The organism is Aeromonas fluvialis (genome assembly GCF_000819885.1).
GTDB lineage: Bacteria > Pseudomonadota > Gammaproteobacteria > Enterobacterales > Aeromonadaceae > Aeromonas > Aeromonas fluvialis.
The window spans coordinates 1-16,511 of sequence record NZ_CDBO01000067.1; the positions used below are offsets into that span (position 1 = coordinate 1).

A 16,511-nucleotide genomic window follows, 5' to 3' on the forward strand; every position below is an offset into this window, starting at 1 on the left:
ATGCGCTCAAGCTCGGCGGCGGGAGCGAGGAGTTGATTGAGATAGTGGTTGGCGTGGATAATCGTCATGGCTTCGGGCGTGGCGGTTTTGTTAGGCGATAAAACCAGATCACAAACGAAGCCTTTTTTATATCTATTTCAATTGGTTGCCGCTAAAGATCCTGTATATGATCCGGAGATAGTCAGTTAACGCGTCTGCTGGGTGGTGGTCTCGTGCAGATAACCATCAAGCAGGCGCTGGATATAGCCCGAGCGCCCCAGCTCCTCCAAGCGCTGCGAGACATAAGGTTCCAATGCCTGACATGGCGAGAGGCGACTAAAGCCAATATGAATTGACTCGTCTGTGACCGGAGGCTGGAGGGCAATAATTTCATGCTCCATGCCATGTTCACGCAGATAATAGTTTCCGGCATATTGACCGGAGACAAAGTAATCAATCCGCCCTCGTCTGAGTTTTTCAAAGTTCTCCTGCATGGAGCCAGCCTCTTCTACGGTCAGCTCTTGCTGCAAGAAGAAATCAAACTTTTTCCCGAAACTATCACCCCGGCTCACGCCACCCCGCAGCCCGACCAAGGTTTGCCAATCAGCCACTGACTCCTGTTTGCCCCTGAGCCTGAAAATAGCGATGGGATTGGCAAAGATGGGATGATGAGAGAAAAGCAGATAGGCTTCGCGTTCCGGCGTTTTGCGCAGGCTCAGTAATAAGTCGATACGCCCCTTCTGCGCCATCTGTTGTGCTCGTTTCCAAGGGTAAACCACGGCCTGCAATTTGATATGGTCAGGGATGAGTAAAGGCAACAGATCGATACCGGCACCTCGATAGCTGTGCTGATCCTCGCTCCAGCCGTAGGGTGGGTAGGAGGGATTGGTGGCATAAACCAGCGTGTCGCATTGTGCTGTAGCCATACAGGGCATGGCCAAGATACCTAGCAGATAGCAGAGACTCCAGGCTCGAAAAGTACAGAATCTCATGTGTTGCTCCATTCGGCTACCTGCTAATAGGTTAGTAGAGGCAGGGCGGCTTATGATCGTTTTCTAAGGCCGGTGTGCCCTTGAAAATGCCTAGTAATCACCGAGCCGTTTTGATGGGGATAACCCAGGGCAAGGCAATTTGTCACTCTTGCCGCTCTGGTAGGTTGGGTTGAGCGCCAGCGACGCCCAACGCTTACCGCGAATAGCTATTGAGTTCCGGCATCACACTCCCCGATCTGCGTATGGCAAAGTGAAATCGCCCTCTATCTCCCCAAAAACGGTTCCCAATCTTTAAACACCGGCTGCAACCCTACCTGCCGCACGGCGGCGGCTACTTCGCCGACTGAACGGTCGTCGTGGATAGCGAACTGCTCCAGCTCCTCAGAATCTCCTTCAGCATAGCCTCCCGGCTGGGTGCGCGACTCGGCCGACATCTGGGTGATGCCAAGGCGCACCGCACCGTTACGAAAGGTGGCCGACTCGCGGGTCGAGAGCGACAAGTCCAGCGTTGGCGAGAAGAGCCGCCAGGCGCAGATAAGCTGGGCCAGCTGGCGATCAGACATGATGACTTCAGGCTCCAGCCCACCGGTACAGGGGCGCAGGCGCGGGAAGGAGAGCGAATAGCGGCTCTGCCAGTGGTGGCGCTCAAGCCAGGCGAGATGCTCGGCAACAAAGTAGCTGTCGGCGCGCCAGTCCGAGGAGAGGCCGATCAGCGCCCCCAACCCGATCTTGTCGATACCGGCACGACCGAGCCGATCCGGCGTGGCGAGGCGCCAATGGATGTCCCGCTTGTTGCCGCGCAGATGGTGGCGGGCGTAGGTGGAGGCGTGATAGGTCTCCTGATAGACCATGACGGCATCGAGGCCGAGGGTCTTCAGCTCGGCGTATTCAGCTTGCGAGAGGGGCTGCACCTCCATCCCTACCGTGCTGAAGTGGCGGCGGATAACCGGCATCACCTCGCGAAAATAGGCGAGCCCCACCTTGTGCTCGTGCTCGCCGGTCACCAGCAGCACGCTGTCGAAGCCCCGCGCCTTGATGGCCAGACACTCGCGCTCAATCTCCTCTGCATTCAGAGTCTTGCGCTTCAGACGGTTGCTCATGGAGAAGCCGCAGTAGCTGCAGTCATTGGCGCACAGGTTGGAGAGATAGAGCGGCACATAGAAGCCGATGGTGTTGCCAAAACGCTGGCGAGTGAGACGCTCGGCCTCGGCCGCCATCTGCGGCAAATAGGCCTCGGCGGCTGGGGAGATCAGCGTCATAAAGTCCTGCAGCGTTCGGCGGGGGCTAGCCAGCGCCCGCTCTACATCCGCCGCCGTCTTGGCACGGATCTGCATGCCGACATCGTCCCACTCCAGCTCGCGCCAACGGTCGAGAAAGGAGGGCGCATCCCCCTTCACCTCAGATTCCATCACCCCCGGAGCCCTCACCCCCAGCCCCTCTTCCTTATTTTGTGAAGAGTCGAGAGGGGATAAATAGCCTTGCACCGTGCTAACCATCTCCTGACTCATAACGCCCCCAGAAAATCGGTGAGCGGGCTGGAGGCTTGGGCCTGCAGGGCGCGAGCGCCGAGGCCAGCCTCATAGGCGCTGCGCCCGGCAGTGCAAGCCAGCGCAAAGGCGCGGCCCATGGCAACCGGGTCGCCGCTCACGGCAATGGCGGTGTTGACCAGCACGGCGTCGGCGCCCAGCTCAAAGGCCGCGGCGGCATGGCTCGGCGCACCGATCCCCGCATCCACCACCACAGGCACATTGGCCTGCTCGACGATGATGGAGAGAAACTCCCGGGTCACCAGCCCCTGATTGGAACCGATGGGCGCGCCGAGCGGCATCACGGCGGCGCAGCCCACCTCTTCCAGCCGTTTGCAGAGCACAGGATCCGCGCCGCAGTAGGGCAGTACCACAAAGCCCTCTTTCACCAGCTGTTCGGCGGCTTTCAGCGTCTCGATAGGATCGGGCAGCAGATAGCGCGGGTCGGGGTGGATCTCCAGCTTGAGCCAGTTTGTCCCCAGCGCCTCGCGGGCGAGATGGGCGGCAAATACCGCCTCGGCGGCGGTCTTGGCGCCGGAGGTGTTGGGCAGCAGCTTGACCCCGAGTTGCAACAAGGGGCTCAGGATATCGTCGTGAGCCTTGCCCGGTTCAAGCCGCTTGATGGCCATGGTGACCAGCTGGGAGCCGCTCGCCTCGATGGCGGCGGCCATCAATTCCGGGCGGGCAAACTTGCCGGTGCCGGTAAAGAGGCGCGAGGAGAAGGTGTGATCGGCAATGGTCAGCATGTCAGCCTCCGGCAATGGCAGTGAAGAGGTGAAGTTCATCCCCGTCATTGAGACGGGTCTCGGCCCAGCGGCCACGGGGCAGCACGGCGCCGTTAAGGGCCACCGCCACCCCCTGTGGATTAACTCCTTGCGCCGCCAGCAGGTCGGCCACGTTCTGCCCAACCGCCAGCGGCTGGGCTTTATCATTGAGTCGAATGGTGAGGGTCATGGGGTGATCTCCTTATCGTGTGTCGGGCATCGGCGCTGCCCGCAAACCGGACAATCAGGGTCGGGGGTCAGGGTGAGGGTCTGCCACTGATGGGTCAGGGCATCGAAGCGGCGCAATGTGCCGGCCACCGGGCTCGGCATCCCGAGCAGCAGTTTCAGTGCCTCCAGCGCCTGCAAGGAGCCCATCACCCCCACCAGCGGGCCGGTGACGCCGCTGGTCTCACAGCGCTCGGCGATTTGGGTATCCAGCGGATAGAGGCAGGCGTAACAGGCATGGTCCGTACCTGTGCGCGCCATCAGCTGCCCCTGCCAGCCCACCGCGGCGGCGGAGATCCATGGCTTGCCCTGCGCGACACAAGCGGCGTTGATGGCGTGACGGCTGGCGAGGTTGTCACAGCAATCCACCACCAGATCCACCTCGGCCACAAACGCTGGCAGGCTGGCGGCATCGAGCCGCTGGTTGATGGCGATCAGCTCCACCAACGGGTTGTGGGCGGCCAAGCGCTCGCGGGCCAGCTCGGCCTTGGAGTGGTTGACTGCCTCGCTATCGAACAGGATCTGGCGCGGCAGATTGCTTGAATCGACCGTATCGCCATCGGCCAGCCACAAGGTGCCCACCCCGGCCCCGGCCAGATAGAGGGCCAGCGGCGAGCCAAGCCCGCCCAAGCCCACGATCAGCACAGACTTATCTTTCAGTCGCGTCTGACCGGCCTCCCCCACTTCCGCCAGCATCAGCTGGCGGCCGTATCTCAGATACTCTTTGTCACTAAGAGAAGCGGCCTCAGAGAGCATGTTCCACCTCCCTTATGGCGGTGGCCGAGCGTGGCTCATCCCCCGCCCCCACGGCGGCGAGCAGTCGCTCGGTCGCCCCTTGCCAGTCGTCGCAGGCGGTAATGGCCGAAACCAGCGCAATGCTGCCGACCCTGCTTGCCTTGACCGCAGCCACCCGCTCCTCGCTGATGCCGCCGATGGCCACCGTCGGCCAGTCGCACATCAGGGCGCGGTAGCGGTGCAGCCGCGCCAGCCCCTGCGGACGCGAAGGCATCGCCTTGGTGTTGGTCGGGAAGATATGGCCCAGCGCGATATAGGAGGGGGCAAGCTCGCGGGCCCGCATCAGCTCGAAGTAGCCGTGGGTGGAGATGCCAAGGCGCAGCCCGGCCCCCTGAATGGCGGCGAGATCGGCGGTCTCCATATCCTCCTGCCCCAGATGCACGCCCCAGGCGCCCGCCTCGATGGCCTGCTGCCAGTAGTCGTTGATAAACAGCCGCGCCCCATGGCGGCGACCGAGCGCTACCGCATCACGAATGGCCGGCGCCACCTCTGCGGCGGGCAAATTCTTGATGCGCAGCTGGATGGTCTTGACCCCCTGCCCCAGCAGACGCTTGAGCCACTTGACCGAATCCACCACCGGATAGAGACCGAGGTTGTGTTCGGTCGGCGCGAAGGGGCCATCCGGCAGACGGGCGCTGCTCGCTTTATAAAGTCCGAAGCGGCGATCGAGGGTTGACCCCGCCAGCACGGCACGGGGGAAGTGGGCAAGGTTGGCGGGCCAGCCGAGATGGGCGATGGGCCCCGGGCCTGCCCCCACCCCCTGTGCCGCCGCCAACCCCTGTTGCAGGTAGGCTCGCGCCAGGGTGATGGCGTCCTCCACCGGATAATCCTGCGCCACCACCGCGGCAATGGCACTGGCGTAACAGCAGCCGGTGCCATGCCCGTGGCGGGTATCGAGGCGCGGTGCCGCCAGCCAGAATTCGCGGCTCTCGTCCTGGTAGTAGTCGAGGCAGAGATCGCCGCTCCAGCCCAGATGGCCTCCCTTGACCAGCACGGCGCGGGCACCCAGTTCGCGCAGCCGCGTCGCCGCAAGACGCACCAGCACAGGGCTGGTCGCGGGAATGCCGGTCAGGGCTTCCAGTTCGGGGCCGTTGGGGGTGATCAAGGAGAGGCACGGCAACAGCTGCTCACGCACCGCTTCCAGCATATTGGGCTCCGCCATCGGGGTGCCGCTGCTGGCGATGGCCACCGGGTCGTAGACCACGAAGGGGGCTTCGATAGTTGCCAGTCGACGGGCCAGTACCTCGACGTGCAGCCGGGTCGGCAGCAGACCAATCTTGATGGCGGCAGGGGGCAGATCGACGCCAAGGGCGTCGATCTGGGCGGTGAAGGTCTGCATCAGTACGGGGTCGACCATCTTCACCGCCACCGAGTTCTGGGCGGTGATGGCGGAGATAACCGAGCAGCCGTGCACGCCAAGGTCGTGCAATGTGTGCAAGTCGGCCTGAATGCCGGCACCGCCGCCGGAATCTGAACCGGCGATGGTCCAGACCACTGGTAGCGAGTCCGTTACGGGCGACAGGTCGGCGGGGCTGACAGCGCTGCTCACGCCTCCTCCCCTGCGGCCTGTTTCAGCGCCGCCGCCTGATGGTAGATCTCGCCGCCGGTCTCCTTGAAGGTCTCCGCCATGCGGGCCATGCCGCTCTCCACCTGAGCTACCACCTGCTCCTGCTGGCCATCCATGCCGACCAGCTTGATCTCCACGGCCTCCAGCTTTGCTGCGTAATTACGCACGTCCTGGGTGATCTTCATGGAGCAGAACTTGGGCCCGCACATGGAGCAGAAGTGAGCCACCTTGCCGGACTCCTGCGGCAGGGTCTCGTCGTGGTAGGCACGAGCGGTGTCAGGATCCAGCGCCAGATTGAACTGATCCTCCCAGCGAAACTCGAAGCGCGCCTTGGACATGGCGTTGTCGCGGATCTGGGCACCCGGATGCCCCTTGGCAAGGTCAGCGGCGTGGGCGGCGATCTTGTAGGTGATCAGCCCCTGCTTCACGTCCTCCTTGTTGGGCAACCCCAGATGCTCCTTGGGGGTGACGTAGCAGAGCATGGCGCAGCCGTACCAGCCGATCAGCGCGGCGCCGATGCCGGAGGTGAAGTGATCGTAACCCGGCGCGATATCGGTGGTGAGCGGGCCAAGGGTGTAGAACGGCGCCTCGTGGCAGTGCTCCAGCTGCTCGGTCATGTTGCGCTCAATCATGTGCATGGGCACATGGCCCGGCCCCTCGATCATCACCTGCACGTCGTACTCCCACGCAATTCTGGTGAGCTCGCCCAGGGTGCGCAGCTCGGCGAACTGGGCCTCGTCGTTGGCGTCATAGACGGAGCCCGGACGCAGACCGTCGCCGAGCGACAGGGCCACGTCATAGGCGGCGCAGATCTCGCAGATTTCGCGGAAGTGCTGGTAGAGGAAGTTCTCCTTGTGGTGGGACAGGCACCACTTGGCCATGATGCTGCCGCCGCGCGAAACGATGCCGGTGAGGCGCTTGGCAGTCATCGGCACGAAACGTAGCAGGACACCGGCGTGGATGGTGAAGTAGTCCACCCCCTGCTCGGCCTGCTCCAGCAGGGTGTCACGGAACAGCTCCCAGGTGAGGTCTTCGGCGATGCCGTTGGTCTTTTCCAGCGCCTGATAGATGGGCACGGTACCGATGGGCACCGGGCTGTTGCGCAGGATCCACTCGCGGGTCTCGTGGATGTAGCGGCCGGTGGAGAGATCCATCACGGTGTCGGCGCCCCAACGGGTCGACCAGACCAGCTTCTCTACCTCCTCTTCGATGCTGGAGGTGACCGCCGAGTTGCCGATGTTGGCGTTGATCTTCACCAGGAAATTGCGGCCGATGATCATCGGCTCCGCTTCCGGGTGGTTGATGTTGCTGGGGATGATGGCGCGACCGGCGGCCACCTCATCGCGCACAAATTCGGGGGTGATGTTTTCCGGCAGGCGAGCACCGAAATCGCGGCCCGGATGCTGGGTGCGCAGCAGTTCGGATCGTACCCGCTCACGCCCCATATTCTCGCGAATGGCGATAAATTCCATCTCGGGGGTGACGATACCGGCGCGGGCGTAGTGGAGCTGGGTGACCCGGCGACCCGGCTTGGCACGGCGCGGTTTCGGCAAGTGCTCGAAGCGCAGGTGATCCAGCCCCTCATCGGCCAGTCGCTCCTGAGTGAAGGTGGAGCTGAGCCCCGGCAGTTCGTCGGTATCATCCCGCTCCAGCACCCAGTTCTCCCGCAGGCGCGGCAGGCCACGGCGCACGTCGATGGCGACCCCCTCCTCCCCGTAACGGCCCGAGGTGTCGTAGACCGGGATCGGCTCGTTGGGCTCGAACCGGGGATCTTCTTTGGTGCCGCCAACGAAGGTGTCGGCCAGCTGGATCTCCCGCAGCGGGACACGAATATCGGCGCGGGAGCCTTCGATAAAGATGCGGCGGGAGTTGGGGTGAGCCATCCCCTTGAGGCTGTCGATAAAGGCCTGGGCGCTGGAGCGCTGCTCGCGGCGGCTGGATTTGGTGGTATCAGATACGGAAGTAGACATAGCAAAACTCACATTAACTGGTTGAAGTTATGGGTGTTTGCTTGTCTGGAGTTCGAGGAGAAGATGAACTTGCGGCGGGGCGTGTATCTCGGGAGGGAGTGCGTGCGGGATGGATCTCCGCTCTGCTGCTCTGCCACTTCCCGCTCTGCCTGCATGCTGTGGGCAAGGCGCCCCACGTGCTGGACAACCGGACGGGACAGACCCCCTCCTGTGCGCCCTGACCCATCAAGGATGATCCCTTCGATGAGCGGAAGAGGCTTGTTCCTCCTCCGGCGCGGTAACCCGCAAGTTACCCTTGTTCCCTTCGCAGGTTTTAACCTGATCAGGTTCCACGGATCCCGAATTAACGGTCTCAGCTTAGCGTCGTTCGACGGTCAGCACTCCGACAAGATGGTCGCCAGTATAAGTGTGGAATTTTAAAGTACAAGCCATTAACAATAGGAAGGTGAGCCAGCCCTCTCAGCTCGCCAACCAATGACCCTGGAACGGACGGCGGCAACCTGTCGCGGATCAACGGCAAGATACGCGACAAGGGGCACGGCAGCACCGGCAGCAAGGCTCACTCCTCCGGGTTGACCACCAGCACTTCGCGCAGTCGCCCCTCCAGATCCCGAGTCAGCACCAGCTCGCTGCCGACGTGCAGATCAACTGCCGAGCCATTGACCCAATGCACATCGGGGTTGAGCGGTATGACACCGAGACGGGTCAGTACCAACCGCTTGCCATCGAAGGCACTCAGGCGATCCTGCGCCCGCTGCCAGGGCTGATTGGCCAGCGGCGCTCTGGCGGCCAGCAGCTCAATTCGGGTAGCAACGCCATCGGCGACCAGCAGGGCGAGCTGGTCGCCGGGTTTGAGTGGCTGCTGCCAACTCTCCCCTTGCCGCCAGACGGCGGCACTGCCTTGCTCCACTTCGGCCCCCTGAAATTGCAGGCGGATGCCGTCGTTATGCTCCAGTTCCACCAGCCACAGTTCATCGGCCCCCGCCTGGGCGGCCCAGAGCGGCACACCCAACATCCATACACACCACTTTCTCGATTGTTCCATCTTCGTTCTTCCCTGAACAAAAAGCCCATGCTAAACAAGCATGGGCTTCATTCGGGAGCATTTCTAATCGGAATGCAGAGATCGGATCAGTCATCCTCACGGCAGCGGCTCAGGCGCATGCCGTCGAACTGGCACTCCAGCTCCAGCCAGCGCCCTTCGAACGGCGCCAGACTGTTGTCCGAGGTGGTGTAGCCCCAGATCCGCCCCCCTTCGACCGGCCCTTCCAGATCCATCTCCTCCTTGTCATCTTCGTCGAGGGCTTCGACCTTGCGCACATAGCGCACGCCATTCTCCACCACCCCCTTCATCTCGACCCAGGTGCCGCCGAGATCATCCTCGTTGAGCCAATCCTTGAAGCGGGTCTGGTCGTCGATCACGAACGGCATGCCGTTGACCATCAACTGGCCAAGCTGCCAGGTGGTGCGGCCGGTCAGTTTGAATTCGGTCGCCTGTGCGGTGCCAAGTGGCAACAAAATCAACAACAGGAGGGCGCAGAGAGACTTCTTCATCAGGGATCCTCGGGGTTACACTGGCAAACAGGATGCCGAATCCGGTGTGAAAAGATCGTGAAACGCTCGCCAACCAGGAGAGCAAAGCATGAAGATTTTGGTAGTGGAAGACAATCCTCAGGTGGCGGAAACCATCATGGATTATCTGGAGCTGGCCGGTCACCGCCTCGATTGTGCCTATCACGGTCAGGCGGCGCTGCAACTGCTGGAGGAGCAGCGTTTCGACGTCATCATCATGGATGTGATGATGCCGCGCCTCGATGGCCTCAGCACGGTGGCGCGCCTGCGCGAGCAGGGTATTGCCACTCCCGTGCTGTTTCTCACCGCCCGCGACAGCCTGGAGGACAAGCTGGCAGGCTTCAAGGCGGGAGGGGATGACTATCTGGTCAAGCCCTTCGCCATGGAGGAGCTGGAGGTGCGGCTGCAAGCCCTCAGTCTGCGCGGCCCGCGCGGCGATGTGGGGGCTATCAGCGTTGGCGATCTGACGGTCGATGTCGCCAGCGGCCGCGCCATCCGCGCCGGTGAACCCCTCAAGCTCGGCAAGATCCCATTCCAGATCCTCGCCCTGCTGGCCCGCCGCGCCCCCGCCATCGTCAGCCGTCAGGAGGTGCTCGACACCGTCTGGGGGGATGAGGAGCCCGACTCCGATGCCCTGCGCAGCCACATCTACGCCCTGCGCAACGCGCTGGACAAACCCTTCCCCACTCCCATGCTGGAGACCCTGCACGGTCAGGGCTACCGACTGGTGAGCGCATGAGCCTGCCGAGCCTGCGCCGCCGCCTGATCATGGCACTCGGCGGCGCCGGGGTGGTGCTGCTGATCCTGCTCTCCGGCCTGATGCTGGTGGCCGAAGACAAGATGGAGGAGCTGAGCCTGCGCCACTGGCTGGAGGCGGAAGTGACCCGCTACAGCGATGACTGGCTGCGGCTCGGCCCGGCGGCCGCAGCCCCGAGCCCCAGACAGTTCTCCAGCTACTGGACCGAGGCGGGCCGCCTGCCCAAGTGGCTGAAGCCCTACCAGAGCCCCGGTTTTTTCGAGCACCAGCTGGGCAAGGAGGACAAACACTTTCTGGTGGCCCGTCACCCCTCCGGCGAGGGACTGCTCTATCTGGTGTTCAACGACGACGCCGACGACTACCTCGACCCCTACGAAGACAAGCTGCATCTGGCCACTCGGCTGATCGGGCTGGCGCTGCTGCTCAGTTCGCTGGGCTTCGGCATCTGGCTGGTGCGCCATATCACCGGGCCGCTGCAACGGCTGCAACAGAGGGTCGCCCACCTCACCCCGGATCAGGCGAATTTCGAGCCCGATGCCCCCTGGCAGGAGCTGCGGGATATCGAGCTGGCGCTGCTGGCCGGCAAGCAGGAAGTCAGCACTGTGTTCGCCCGCGAGCAGGAGTTCAGCCGCTTCGCCAGCCACGAGTTGCGTACTCCCAACATGGTGATCCAGGGCTCGGCCGCCCTGCTCGGCAAGGTGACGGATCTGCCCGCACCTGCTGCCCGCGCCACCACCCGCATCCGCGCCGCCGCCGACGAGATGGCGCGACTCACCGAGACCTTCCTGCTGCTGGGTCGCAAGGAGGCAGTGGAGCGGCCACTGCAACAGGTGACCCCGCTGATCCGTCAGGAGCTGGCCCGCCTCGCTCCGCTGCTGCAGCGGGAGGCGCTCGATATCCGGCTTAATCTGGACGAGACCAGCGCAGTAAACGCCCCCCTCTCCCTGCTCGCCATCGCCCTCGGCAACCTGCTGAAAAATGCCCTGAGCTATGCCGAGGGACATATCGAGATCGAGCTGTGTGGCCCGATGCTCACCATCAGCAACCCGACGGCAGCGGCGCCGGATCAGATCCTTGGCTACGGCTGCGGCCTCACCATCATCCAGCGCATCTGCGAGAAGCTGGGCTGGCAGATCGACACCCGGCTGGAAGATGGCGTATTTAGCGCCCGATTGGCGATGATCACCGCCGAACCCGCAAAGGCATAGCCCCCTCATCCCTGGCCCTTCCCCCCCGTCTATTCAAAATAGTGGGAGAAGGGAGACAACAGACACTCCCCGGCAAGCCCGCTGCCAACCAGCCAGATAACAACAAGGCGCCCGAGGGCGCCCTGTTTGTTTCTGACGGATACAAGCCCGAGGCTCACTCCGCCGGTTTGTTCTTGCGGCTCGCCTTGAGTTCGAGGAACTCGATGATCTTGCCAGCCACATCCTTGCCGGAGGCGGCTTCCACCCCTTGCAGGCCGGGAGAGGAGTTGACCTCCAGCACCAGCGGCCCGCGGGCGCTGCGCAGAATGTCCACCCCCGCCACATCCAGCCCCATGATCTTGGCGGCCTGCACGGCGGTGGCGCGCTCTTCCGAGGTGATCTTGATCGCCTCGGCGGTACCGCCACGGTGCAGGTTGGAGCGAAACTCCCCCGGCTGGGCCTGACGGCGCATGGCGGCAACCACCTTGCCGTTGACCACCAGACAGCGGATATCGGCGCCATTGGCCTCGCGGATATACTCCTGCACCAGAATGTTGTTGTTGGTCTGGATAAAGGCCTCGATCACACTCTCGGCGGCCTTCTGAGTCTCGCACAGCACCACGCCAATCCCCTGGGTCCCCTCCAGCAGTTTCACCACCAGCGGCGCCCCACCCACCATGGTGATGAGGTCGGGCACATCGTGGGTGCTGTGGGCATAGCCGGTGATGGGCAGGCCGATACCGTGGCGGGAGAGCAGCTGCATCGCCCGCAGCTTGTCGCGGGAACGGCTGATGGCCACCGAGCTGTTGAGGGCCATGGTGTTCATCATCTCGAACTGGCGCAGCACGGCGGTGCCGTAGGCGGTAATGCTGGCACCGATCCGGGGGATCACGGCGTCATAGCTTCCCAGCTCCCCACCCTCGTAGTGAATGGAGGGGTTGTGGGAAGCGATATTCATATAGCAGCGCAGGGTGTCGAGCACCTCTACCTGATGACCGCGCGCCTGCGCCACCTCGACCAGACGGCGGGTGGAGTAGTTTTTCGGCTCACGGGATAAAATGGCGATCTTCATGACAATTCCGCTAGAAGGCTGTGCCTGGGCAGGATGGGGCGGGAGAGTATAAGGTGCCACAGCGCCAAGACAACGCCAATTGTTTCTCCTGACAACAAGACAAACCACGCCAAACCGCACGCTACCATGTCACTGTGACCAACAGGTTAAACGGCGGCTCTGCGCAGGTTGTTCAACCCGTGCAAGGATGCCGCCGTTTCTCGTTAAAGATCAACCTGTGTCACGCGGGAGTCAGTTCAGGTTTGGCCCCAACCAACGCTCGGCCTCTGCCAGGGTCAGCCCCTTGCGGACAGCGTAATCCTCAACCTGATCCTGCTGGATCTGCGCCACCGCGAAGTATTTGCTCTCGGGGTGAGAGAAGTACCAGCCGGACACCGCCGCCCCCGGCCACATGGCGAAGGATTCGGTGAGCTGCATGCCGATGGCCTGCTCGACATCCAGCAGCGCCCAGATGCTCCCCTTCTCGGTGTGCTCCGGGCAGGCCGGATAACCGGGGGCCGGGCGGATGCCCTGATAGTTCTCGCGGATAAGCTCCTCGTTGCTGAGGGCCTCGTCGGGAGCATAACCCCAGTGCCGCTTTCGCACCTGCTCGTGCAGATACTCGGCAAACGCCTCGGCCAGACGGTCGCACACCGCCTGAATAAGGATGGCGTTGTAGTCATCGTGCTGCGCCTTGTAGGCCTTGGCGATGGCCTCCTCACCGATGCCGCCGGTCACCGCGAAGGCGCCGATCCAATCAGGCTTGCCGCTCTCTTTCGGTGCTACATAGTCCGCCAGACAGTAGTTGGGGAAGCCCTGCTTCTCGCTCTGCTGGCGCAGGTGGTGCAGCACCTTGATGACCTCGGTGCGGGACTCGTCGCTGTAGACCTCGATGCTGTCCCCCACTGCGTTGGCCGGGAACAGGCCGATCACCCCGGCGCAGCGCACGCTCTGATCCTTTTCCAGCTGATCCAGCATGGCGTTGGCATCGGCAAATAAGGCCGTTGCCTCTGGGCCTATGATCTCGTCTTCAAGGATGCGCGGATACTTGCCCGCCAGCTCCCAGCTGAGGAAAAACGGTGTCCAGTCGATGTAGGGGCGCAGCACAGAAACCGGTACATCCTCGAACCTCTGCACCCCCGGTTCGCGGGGCGCAGGCGGCTGATAGCCGACCCAGTCCAGCTGATGCCGGTTGGCACGGGCATGGGCCAGACTGACCGGGCGGGAGCGCGGCTGCTTGCGGGCATGCTGATCCCGGGCAATCTCGTACTCCTTGTCGATACGGGCGACAAACGCCGCCTTGAGGTCCGGGCTGAGCAGGCTCTGAGCCACCCCCACCGCGCGGGAAGCGTTCGACACATAGACCACAGGCTCGGAATAGTTCTGCTCGATCTTGACCGCCGTATGCGCCTTGGAGGTAGTTGCGCCGCCAATCAGCAGCGGCAGCTTGAAGCCCTGACGCTCCATCTCTTTGGCCACGTGCACCATCTCGTCCAGCGAGGGTGTGATGAGGCCCGACAGGCCGATGATATCGGCGTTCACTTCCCGCGCCGTCTTGAGGATGGTCTCGCAGGAGACCATGACCCCGAGGTCGATGATCTCGAAGTTGTTGCACTGCAGCACCACCCCGACGATGTTCTTGCCGATGTCGTGCACGTCCCCCTTGACGGTGGCCAGCACTATCTTTCCGTTACTGGAGCCGCCGGACTTCTCTGCCTCGATATAGGGCTGCAAATAGGCCACCGCCCGCTTCATCACCCGCGCCGATTTCACCACCTGCGGCAGGAACATCTTGCCCGCGCCGAACAGGTCGCCGACCACGTTCATGCCATCCATCAACGGCCCTTCGATGACGTGCAGCGGCTTCTCGGCACCGGCGCGCGCCTCTTCGGTGTCCTCTTCGATAAAGTCGGTGATCCCCTTGACCAGCGCGTGCTCCAGCCGCTTGCCCACCGGCCAGCTGCGCCACTCCTGATCCCGCGGATCCTCCGCCTGGGCGCCGGCTCCGCGATAGGTCTCGGCGATGGCCAGCAGCTCCTCGGTGGCATTGTCGTTGAGGTTCAGCACCACCGCCTCGACCTTCTCTTTCAGCTCCGCCGGAATGTCTTCATAGATGGCGAGCTGACCGGCGTTGACGATCCCCATGTCCATGCCGTTCTGGATGGCGTGGTAGAGGAAAACGGCGTGAATGGCTTCGCGCACCGGCTCGTTGCCGCGAAACGAAAACGAGACGTTGGAAACGCCGCCGGAGATCATGGCGTGGGGCAGGTTCGTCTTGATGTCCTTCACCGCCTCGATGAAGTCCACCGCATAGTTGTTGTGCTCGTCGATGCCGGTCGCCACCGCAAAGATGTTGGGATCGAAGATGATATCTTCCGGCGGGAAACCCACCTGATCAACCAGGATCCGGTAGGCGCGCTGGCAGATCTCGAACTTGCGGGCGCGGGTATCGGCCTGCCCCTTCTCGTCGAACGCCATCACGATCACGGCGGCGCCGTAGCGACGCAGCAGTCTGGCCTGTTGGATGAACTTCTCCTCCCCCTCCTTCATGGAGATAGAGTTGACCACCGGCTTGCCCTGCACGCACTTGAGGCCCGCTTCCAGCACCTCCCACTTGGAGGAGTCGATCATCACCGGCACCCGGGCGATGTCCGGCTCGCCGGCGATGAGGTTCAAGAAGCGCACCATGGCAGCTTCGGCGTCCAGCATCCCCTCGTCCATGTTGATATCGATGATCTGGGCGCCACTCTCTACCTGCTGCTTGGCAACGTCGAGCGCCTCGTCGTAGAGCCCCTCCTTGATCAGCCGCTTGAACTTGGCCGAACCGGTAACGTTGGTTCGCTCCCCCACGTTCACGAACATGGATTCAGGGGTGATGATGAGGGGCTCGAGGCCCGACAGACGGCAGGCCACCGGCAGCTCGGGCAGCACACGCGGCTTGATGCCCACCACGGCTTCGGCCATGGCGCGGATATGGGTCGGGGTGGTGCCGCAGCAACCGCCGACCATGTTGAGGAAGCCGCTTTGGGCCCACTCGCGGATATGCTCTGCCATCTCGACGGCGTCGAGGTCGTACTCACCGAACGCGTTGGGCAGACCGGCGTTGGGGTGGGCGCTGACGCAGGATTCGCTGATGCGCGACAGCTCCTCCACATACTGACGAAGCTCGTCAGGGCCAAGCGCACAGTTGAGGCCGAACGATACCGGTTTGACGTGGCGTAGCGAGTGATAAAAGGCTTCGGTGGTCTGGCCGGAGAGGGTACGGCCGGAGGCGTCGGTAATGGTGCCGGAGATCATCACCGGCAGGCTGTAACCCAGCGCCTCGAACACCCCTTCCACCGCGAAGGCGGCCGCCTTGGCGTTGAGGGTATCGAAGATGGTCTCGATCAGGATGATGTCGGCGCCGCCCTCGATCAGGGCATGGGTCGATTCGGTATAGGCGGCCACCAGCTGGTCATAGGTGACGTTGCGCTTGCCGGGGTCGTTGACGTCCGGCGAGATGGAACAGGTGCGGTTGGTGGGGCCCAAGACCCCTGCGACGAAGCGCGGCTTGGCGGGATCTTTCGCCGTCCACTCGTCGGCCACGGCGCGGGCCAGACGGGCGGCTTCCCGGTTGATCTCGGCCGAAAACTCTTCCATCTCGTAATCGGCCATGGCGATGCGAGTGGCGTTGAAGGTGTTGGTCTCGAGAATGTCGGCCCCGGCAGCGCAATACTGCTGGTGGATTTCGCGGATCACCGCCGGACGGGTCAGCACCAGCAGATCGTTGTTGCCCTTGATATCGGTATGCCAGTCGGCAAACCGCTCCCCCCGGTAGTCCGCCTCACCGAGCTTGTAGCCCTGGATCATGGTGCCCATGGCCCCGTCGATGATCAGGATCCGCTCCTTGAGGCAGGCTTCCAGCTTCTTTGTTACGACCGACTGATTGCTCGGCTCTCTGCTCGACATTTCATTCGACACCGCGTATTCCTCTTACATCCATGCAACTGCGTGACAAACATCCTAACAGCAAACAAATAAAATGGAAATCTAGCCGTCTATCAGTCTAAATACGCCTCCATATACTCATTTATGGGTAATGAGTAACATGAGGCCCGAGGGTAACCTATGCTCGTCCTGCATAGGG

At 62.8% G+C, this 16,511-nt stretch carries 14 protein-coding genes and 1 riboswitch; of the genes, 3 read left to right on the forward strand and 11 right to left on the reverse strand.

The window, feature by feature from the left end:
• Positions 1 to 185: 185 nt before the first annotated feature.
• The 7 genes from BN1125_RS13830 to thiC form a co-directional block, all read right to left on the reverse strand.
• Complete coding sequence (locus BN1125_RS13830) at positions 186 to 971, reverse strand: substrate-binding periplasmic protein (RefSeq protein WP_042012948.1); 786 nt, start codon at positions 969 to 971, stop codon at positions 186 to 188.
• A gap of 263 nt (positions 972 to 1,234) precedes the next feature.
• Positions 1,235 to 2,380, reverse strand: a complete 1,146-nt coding sequence (thiH, locus tag BN1125_RS13835) for a 2-iminoacetate synthase ThiH (RefSeq protein ID WP_042012949.1) — start codon at positions 2,378 to 2,380, stop codon at positions 1,235 to 1,237.
• Between the two features lie 95 nt (positions 2,381 to 2,475).
• Positions 2,476 to 3,243 carry a thiazole synthase gene (locus BN1125_RS13840; protein WP_042012950.1) on the reverse strand — a complete coding sequence of 256 codons (768 nt, stop codon included), beginning with the start codon at positions 3,241 to 3,243 and terminating at the stop codon, positions 2,476 to 2,478.
• 1 nt (position 3,244) lies between these two features.
• Positions 3,245 to 3,451: a sulfur carrier protein ThiS gene (gene thiS / locus BN1125_RS13845; protein WP_042012951.1), complete on the reverse strand. Its 207-nt coding sequence runs from the start codon at positions 3,449 to 3,451 to the stop codon at positions 3,245 to 3,247.
• Positions 3,448 to 4,242 (reverse strand): HesA/MoeB/ThiF family protein, encoded by a 795-nt coding sequence (locus tag BN1125_RS13850; protein WP_042012952.1) that lies wholly within the window; start codon positions 4,240 to 4,242, stop codon positions 3,448 to 3,450. The genes thiS and BN1125_RS13850 overlap by 4 nt, the downstream gene beginning before the upstream one ends.
• Positions 4,232 to 5,830, reverse strand: a complete 1,599-nt coding sequence (thiE, locus tag BN1125_RS13855; RefSeq protein ID WP_042012953.1) for a thiamine phosphate synthase — start codon at positions 5,828 to 5,830, stop codon at positions 4,232 to 4,234. The genes BN1125_RS13850 and thiE overlap by 11 nt, the downstream gene beginning before the upstream one ends.
• Positions 5,827 to 7,818, reverse strand: a complete 1,992-nt coding sequence (gene thiC, locus BN1125_RS13860) for a phosphomethylpyrimidine synthase ThiC (protein ID WP_042012954.1) — start codon at positions 7,816 to 7,818, stop codon at positions 5,827 to 5,829. The genes thiE and thiC overlap by 4 nt, the downstream gene beginning before the upstream one ends.
• Before the next feature lie 98 nt (positions 7,819 to 7,916).
• Here thiC and BN1125_RS19725 point away from each other — a divergent pair, with 98 nt between their 5' ends.
• Complete coding sequence (locus tag BN1125_RS19725) at positions 7,917 to 8,039, forward strand: hypothetical protein (RefSeq protein ID WP_280136082.1); 123 nt, start codon at positions 7,917 to 7,919, stop codon at positions 8,037 to 8,039.
• A 61-nt stretch (positions 8,040 to 8,100) separates the two neighbouring features.
• Positions 8,101 to 8,213: riboswitch (TPP riboswitch) on the reverse strand.
• A gap of 164 nt (positions 8,214 to 8,377) precedes the next feature.
• On the opposite strand, the gene BN1125_RS13870 is transcribed toward BN1125_RS19725, so the two are convergent.
• Positions 8,378 to 8,863: a hypothetical protein gene (locus tag BN1125_RS13870; protein ID WP_042012955.1), complete on the reverse strand. Its 486-nt coding sequence runs from the start codon at positions 8,861 to 8,863 to the stop codon at positions 8,378 to 8,380.
• 86 nt (positions 8,864 to 8,949) lie between these two features.
• Positions 8,950 to 9,372, reverse strand: coding sequence for a hypothetical protein (locus BN1125_RS13875; protein WP_042012957.1), 423 nt, complete (start codon positions 9,370 to 9,372; stop codon positions 8,950 to 8,952).
• 88 nt (positions 9,373 to 9,460) lie between these two features.
• Between BN1125_RS13875 and BN1125_RS13880 the strand changes: the two genes are divergently transcribed.
• Complete coding sequence (locus tag BN1125_RS13880) at positions 9,461 to 10,129, forward strand: response regulator transcription factor (protein WP_042012958.1); 669 nt, start codon at positions 9,461 to 9,463, stop codon at positions 10,127 to 10,129.
• Positions 10,126 to 11,355 (forward strand): sensor histidine kinase, encoded by a 1,230-nt coding sequence (locus BN1125_RS13885; protein ID WP_042012960.1) that lies wholly within the window; start codon positions 10,126 to 10,128, stop codon positions 11,353 to 11,355. The genes BN1125_RS13880 and BN1125_RS13885 overlap by 4 nt, the downstream gene beginning before the upstream one ends.
• 154 nt (positions 11,356 to 11,509) lie before the next feature.
• On the opposite strand, the gene rimK is transcribed toward BN1125_RS13885, so the two are convergent.
• Positions 11,510 to 12,406, reverse strand: a complete 897-nt coding sequence (rimK, locus tag BN1125_RS13890; protein WP_042012961.1) for a 30S ribosomal protein S6--L-glutamate ligase — start codon at positions 12,404 to 12,406, stop codon at positions 11,510 to 11,512.
• A gap of 231 nt (positions 12,407 to 12,637) precedes the next feature.
• Entirely contained in the window at positions 12,638 to 16,333 is a 3,696-nt protein-coding gene (gene metH, locus BN1125_RS13895) for a methionine synthase (RefSeq protein ID WP_042012963.1), read from the reverse strand.
• Between the last annotated feature and the right edge of the window lie 178 nt (positions 16,334 to 16,511).

Coding starts and splice junctions, on each gene's coding strand:
- thiS (WP_042012951.1), bottom strand. CDS start 3,451: ATGACCCTCACCATTCGACTCAATGATAAAGCCCAGCCGCTGGCGGTT.
- BN1125_RS13875 (WP_042012957.1), bottom strand. CDS start 9,372: ATGAAGAAGTCTCTCTGCGCCCTCCTGTTGTTGATTTTGTTGCCACTT.
- rimK (WP_042012961.1), bottom strand. CDS start 12,406: ATGAAGATCGCCATTTTATCCCGTGAGCCGAAAAACTACTCCACCCGC.
- thiC (WP_042012954.1), bottom strand. CDS start 7,818: ATGTCTACTTCCGTATCTGATACCACCAAATCCAGCCGCCGCGAGCAG.
- BN1125_RS13885 (WP_042012960.1), top strand. CDS start 10,126: ATGAGCCTGCCGAGCCTGCGCCGCCGCCTGATCATGGCACTCGGCGGC.
- BN1125_RS13880 (WP_042012958.1), top strand. CDS start 9,461: ATGAAGATTTTGGTAGTGGAAGACAATCCTCAGGTGGCGGAAACCATC.
- BN1125_RS13840 (WP_042012950.1), bottom strand. CDS start 3,243: ATGCTGACCATTGCCGATCACACCTTCTCCTCGCGCCTCTTTACCGGC.
- BN1125_RS13870 (WP_042012955.1), bottom strand. CDS start 8,863: ATGGAACAATCGAGAAAGTGGTGTGTATGGATGTTGGGTGTGCCGCTC.
- metH (WP_042012963.1), bottom strand. CDS start 16,333: ATGTCGAGCAGAGAGCCGAGCAATCAGTCGGTCGTAACAAAGAAGCTG.
- BN1125_RS13850 (WP_042012952.1), bottom strand. CDS start 4,242: ATGCTCTCTGAGGCCGCTTCTCTTAGTGACAAAGAGTATCTGAGATAC.
- BN1125_RS13830 (WP_042012948.1), bottom strand. CDS start 971: ATGAGATTCTGTACTTTTCGAGCCTGGAGTCTCTGCTATCTGCTAGGT.
- thiH (WP_042012949.1), bottom strand. CDS start 2,380: ATGGAATCTGAGGTGAAGGGGGATGCGCCCTCCTTTCTCGACCGTTGG.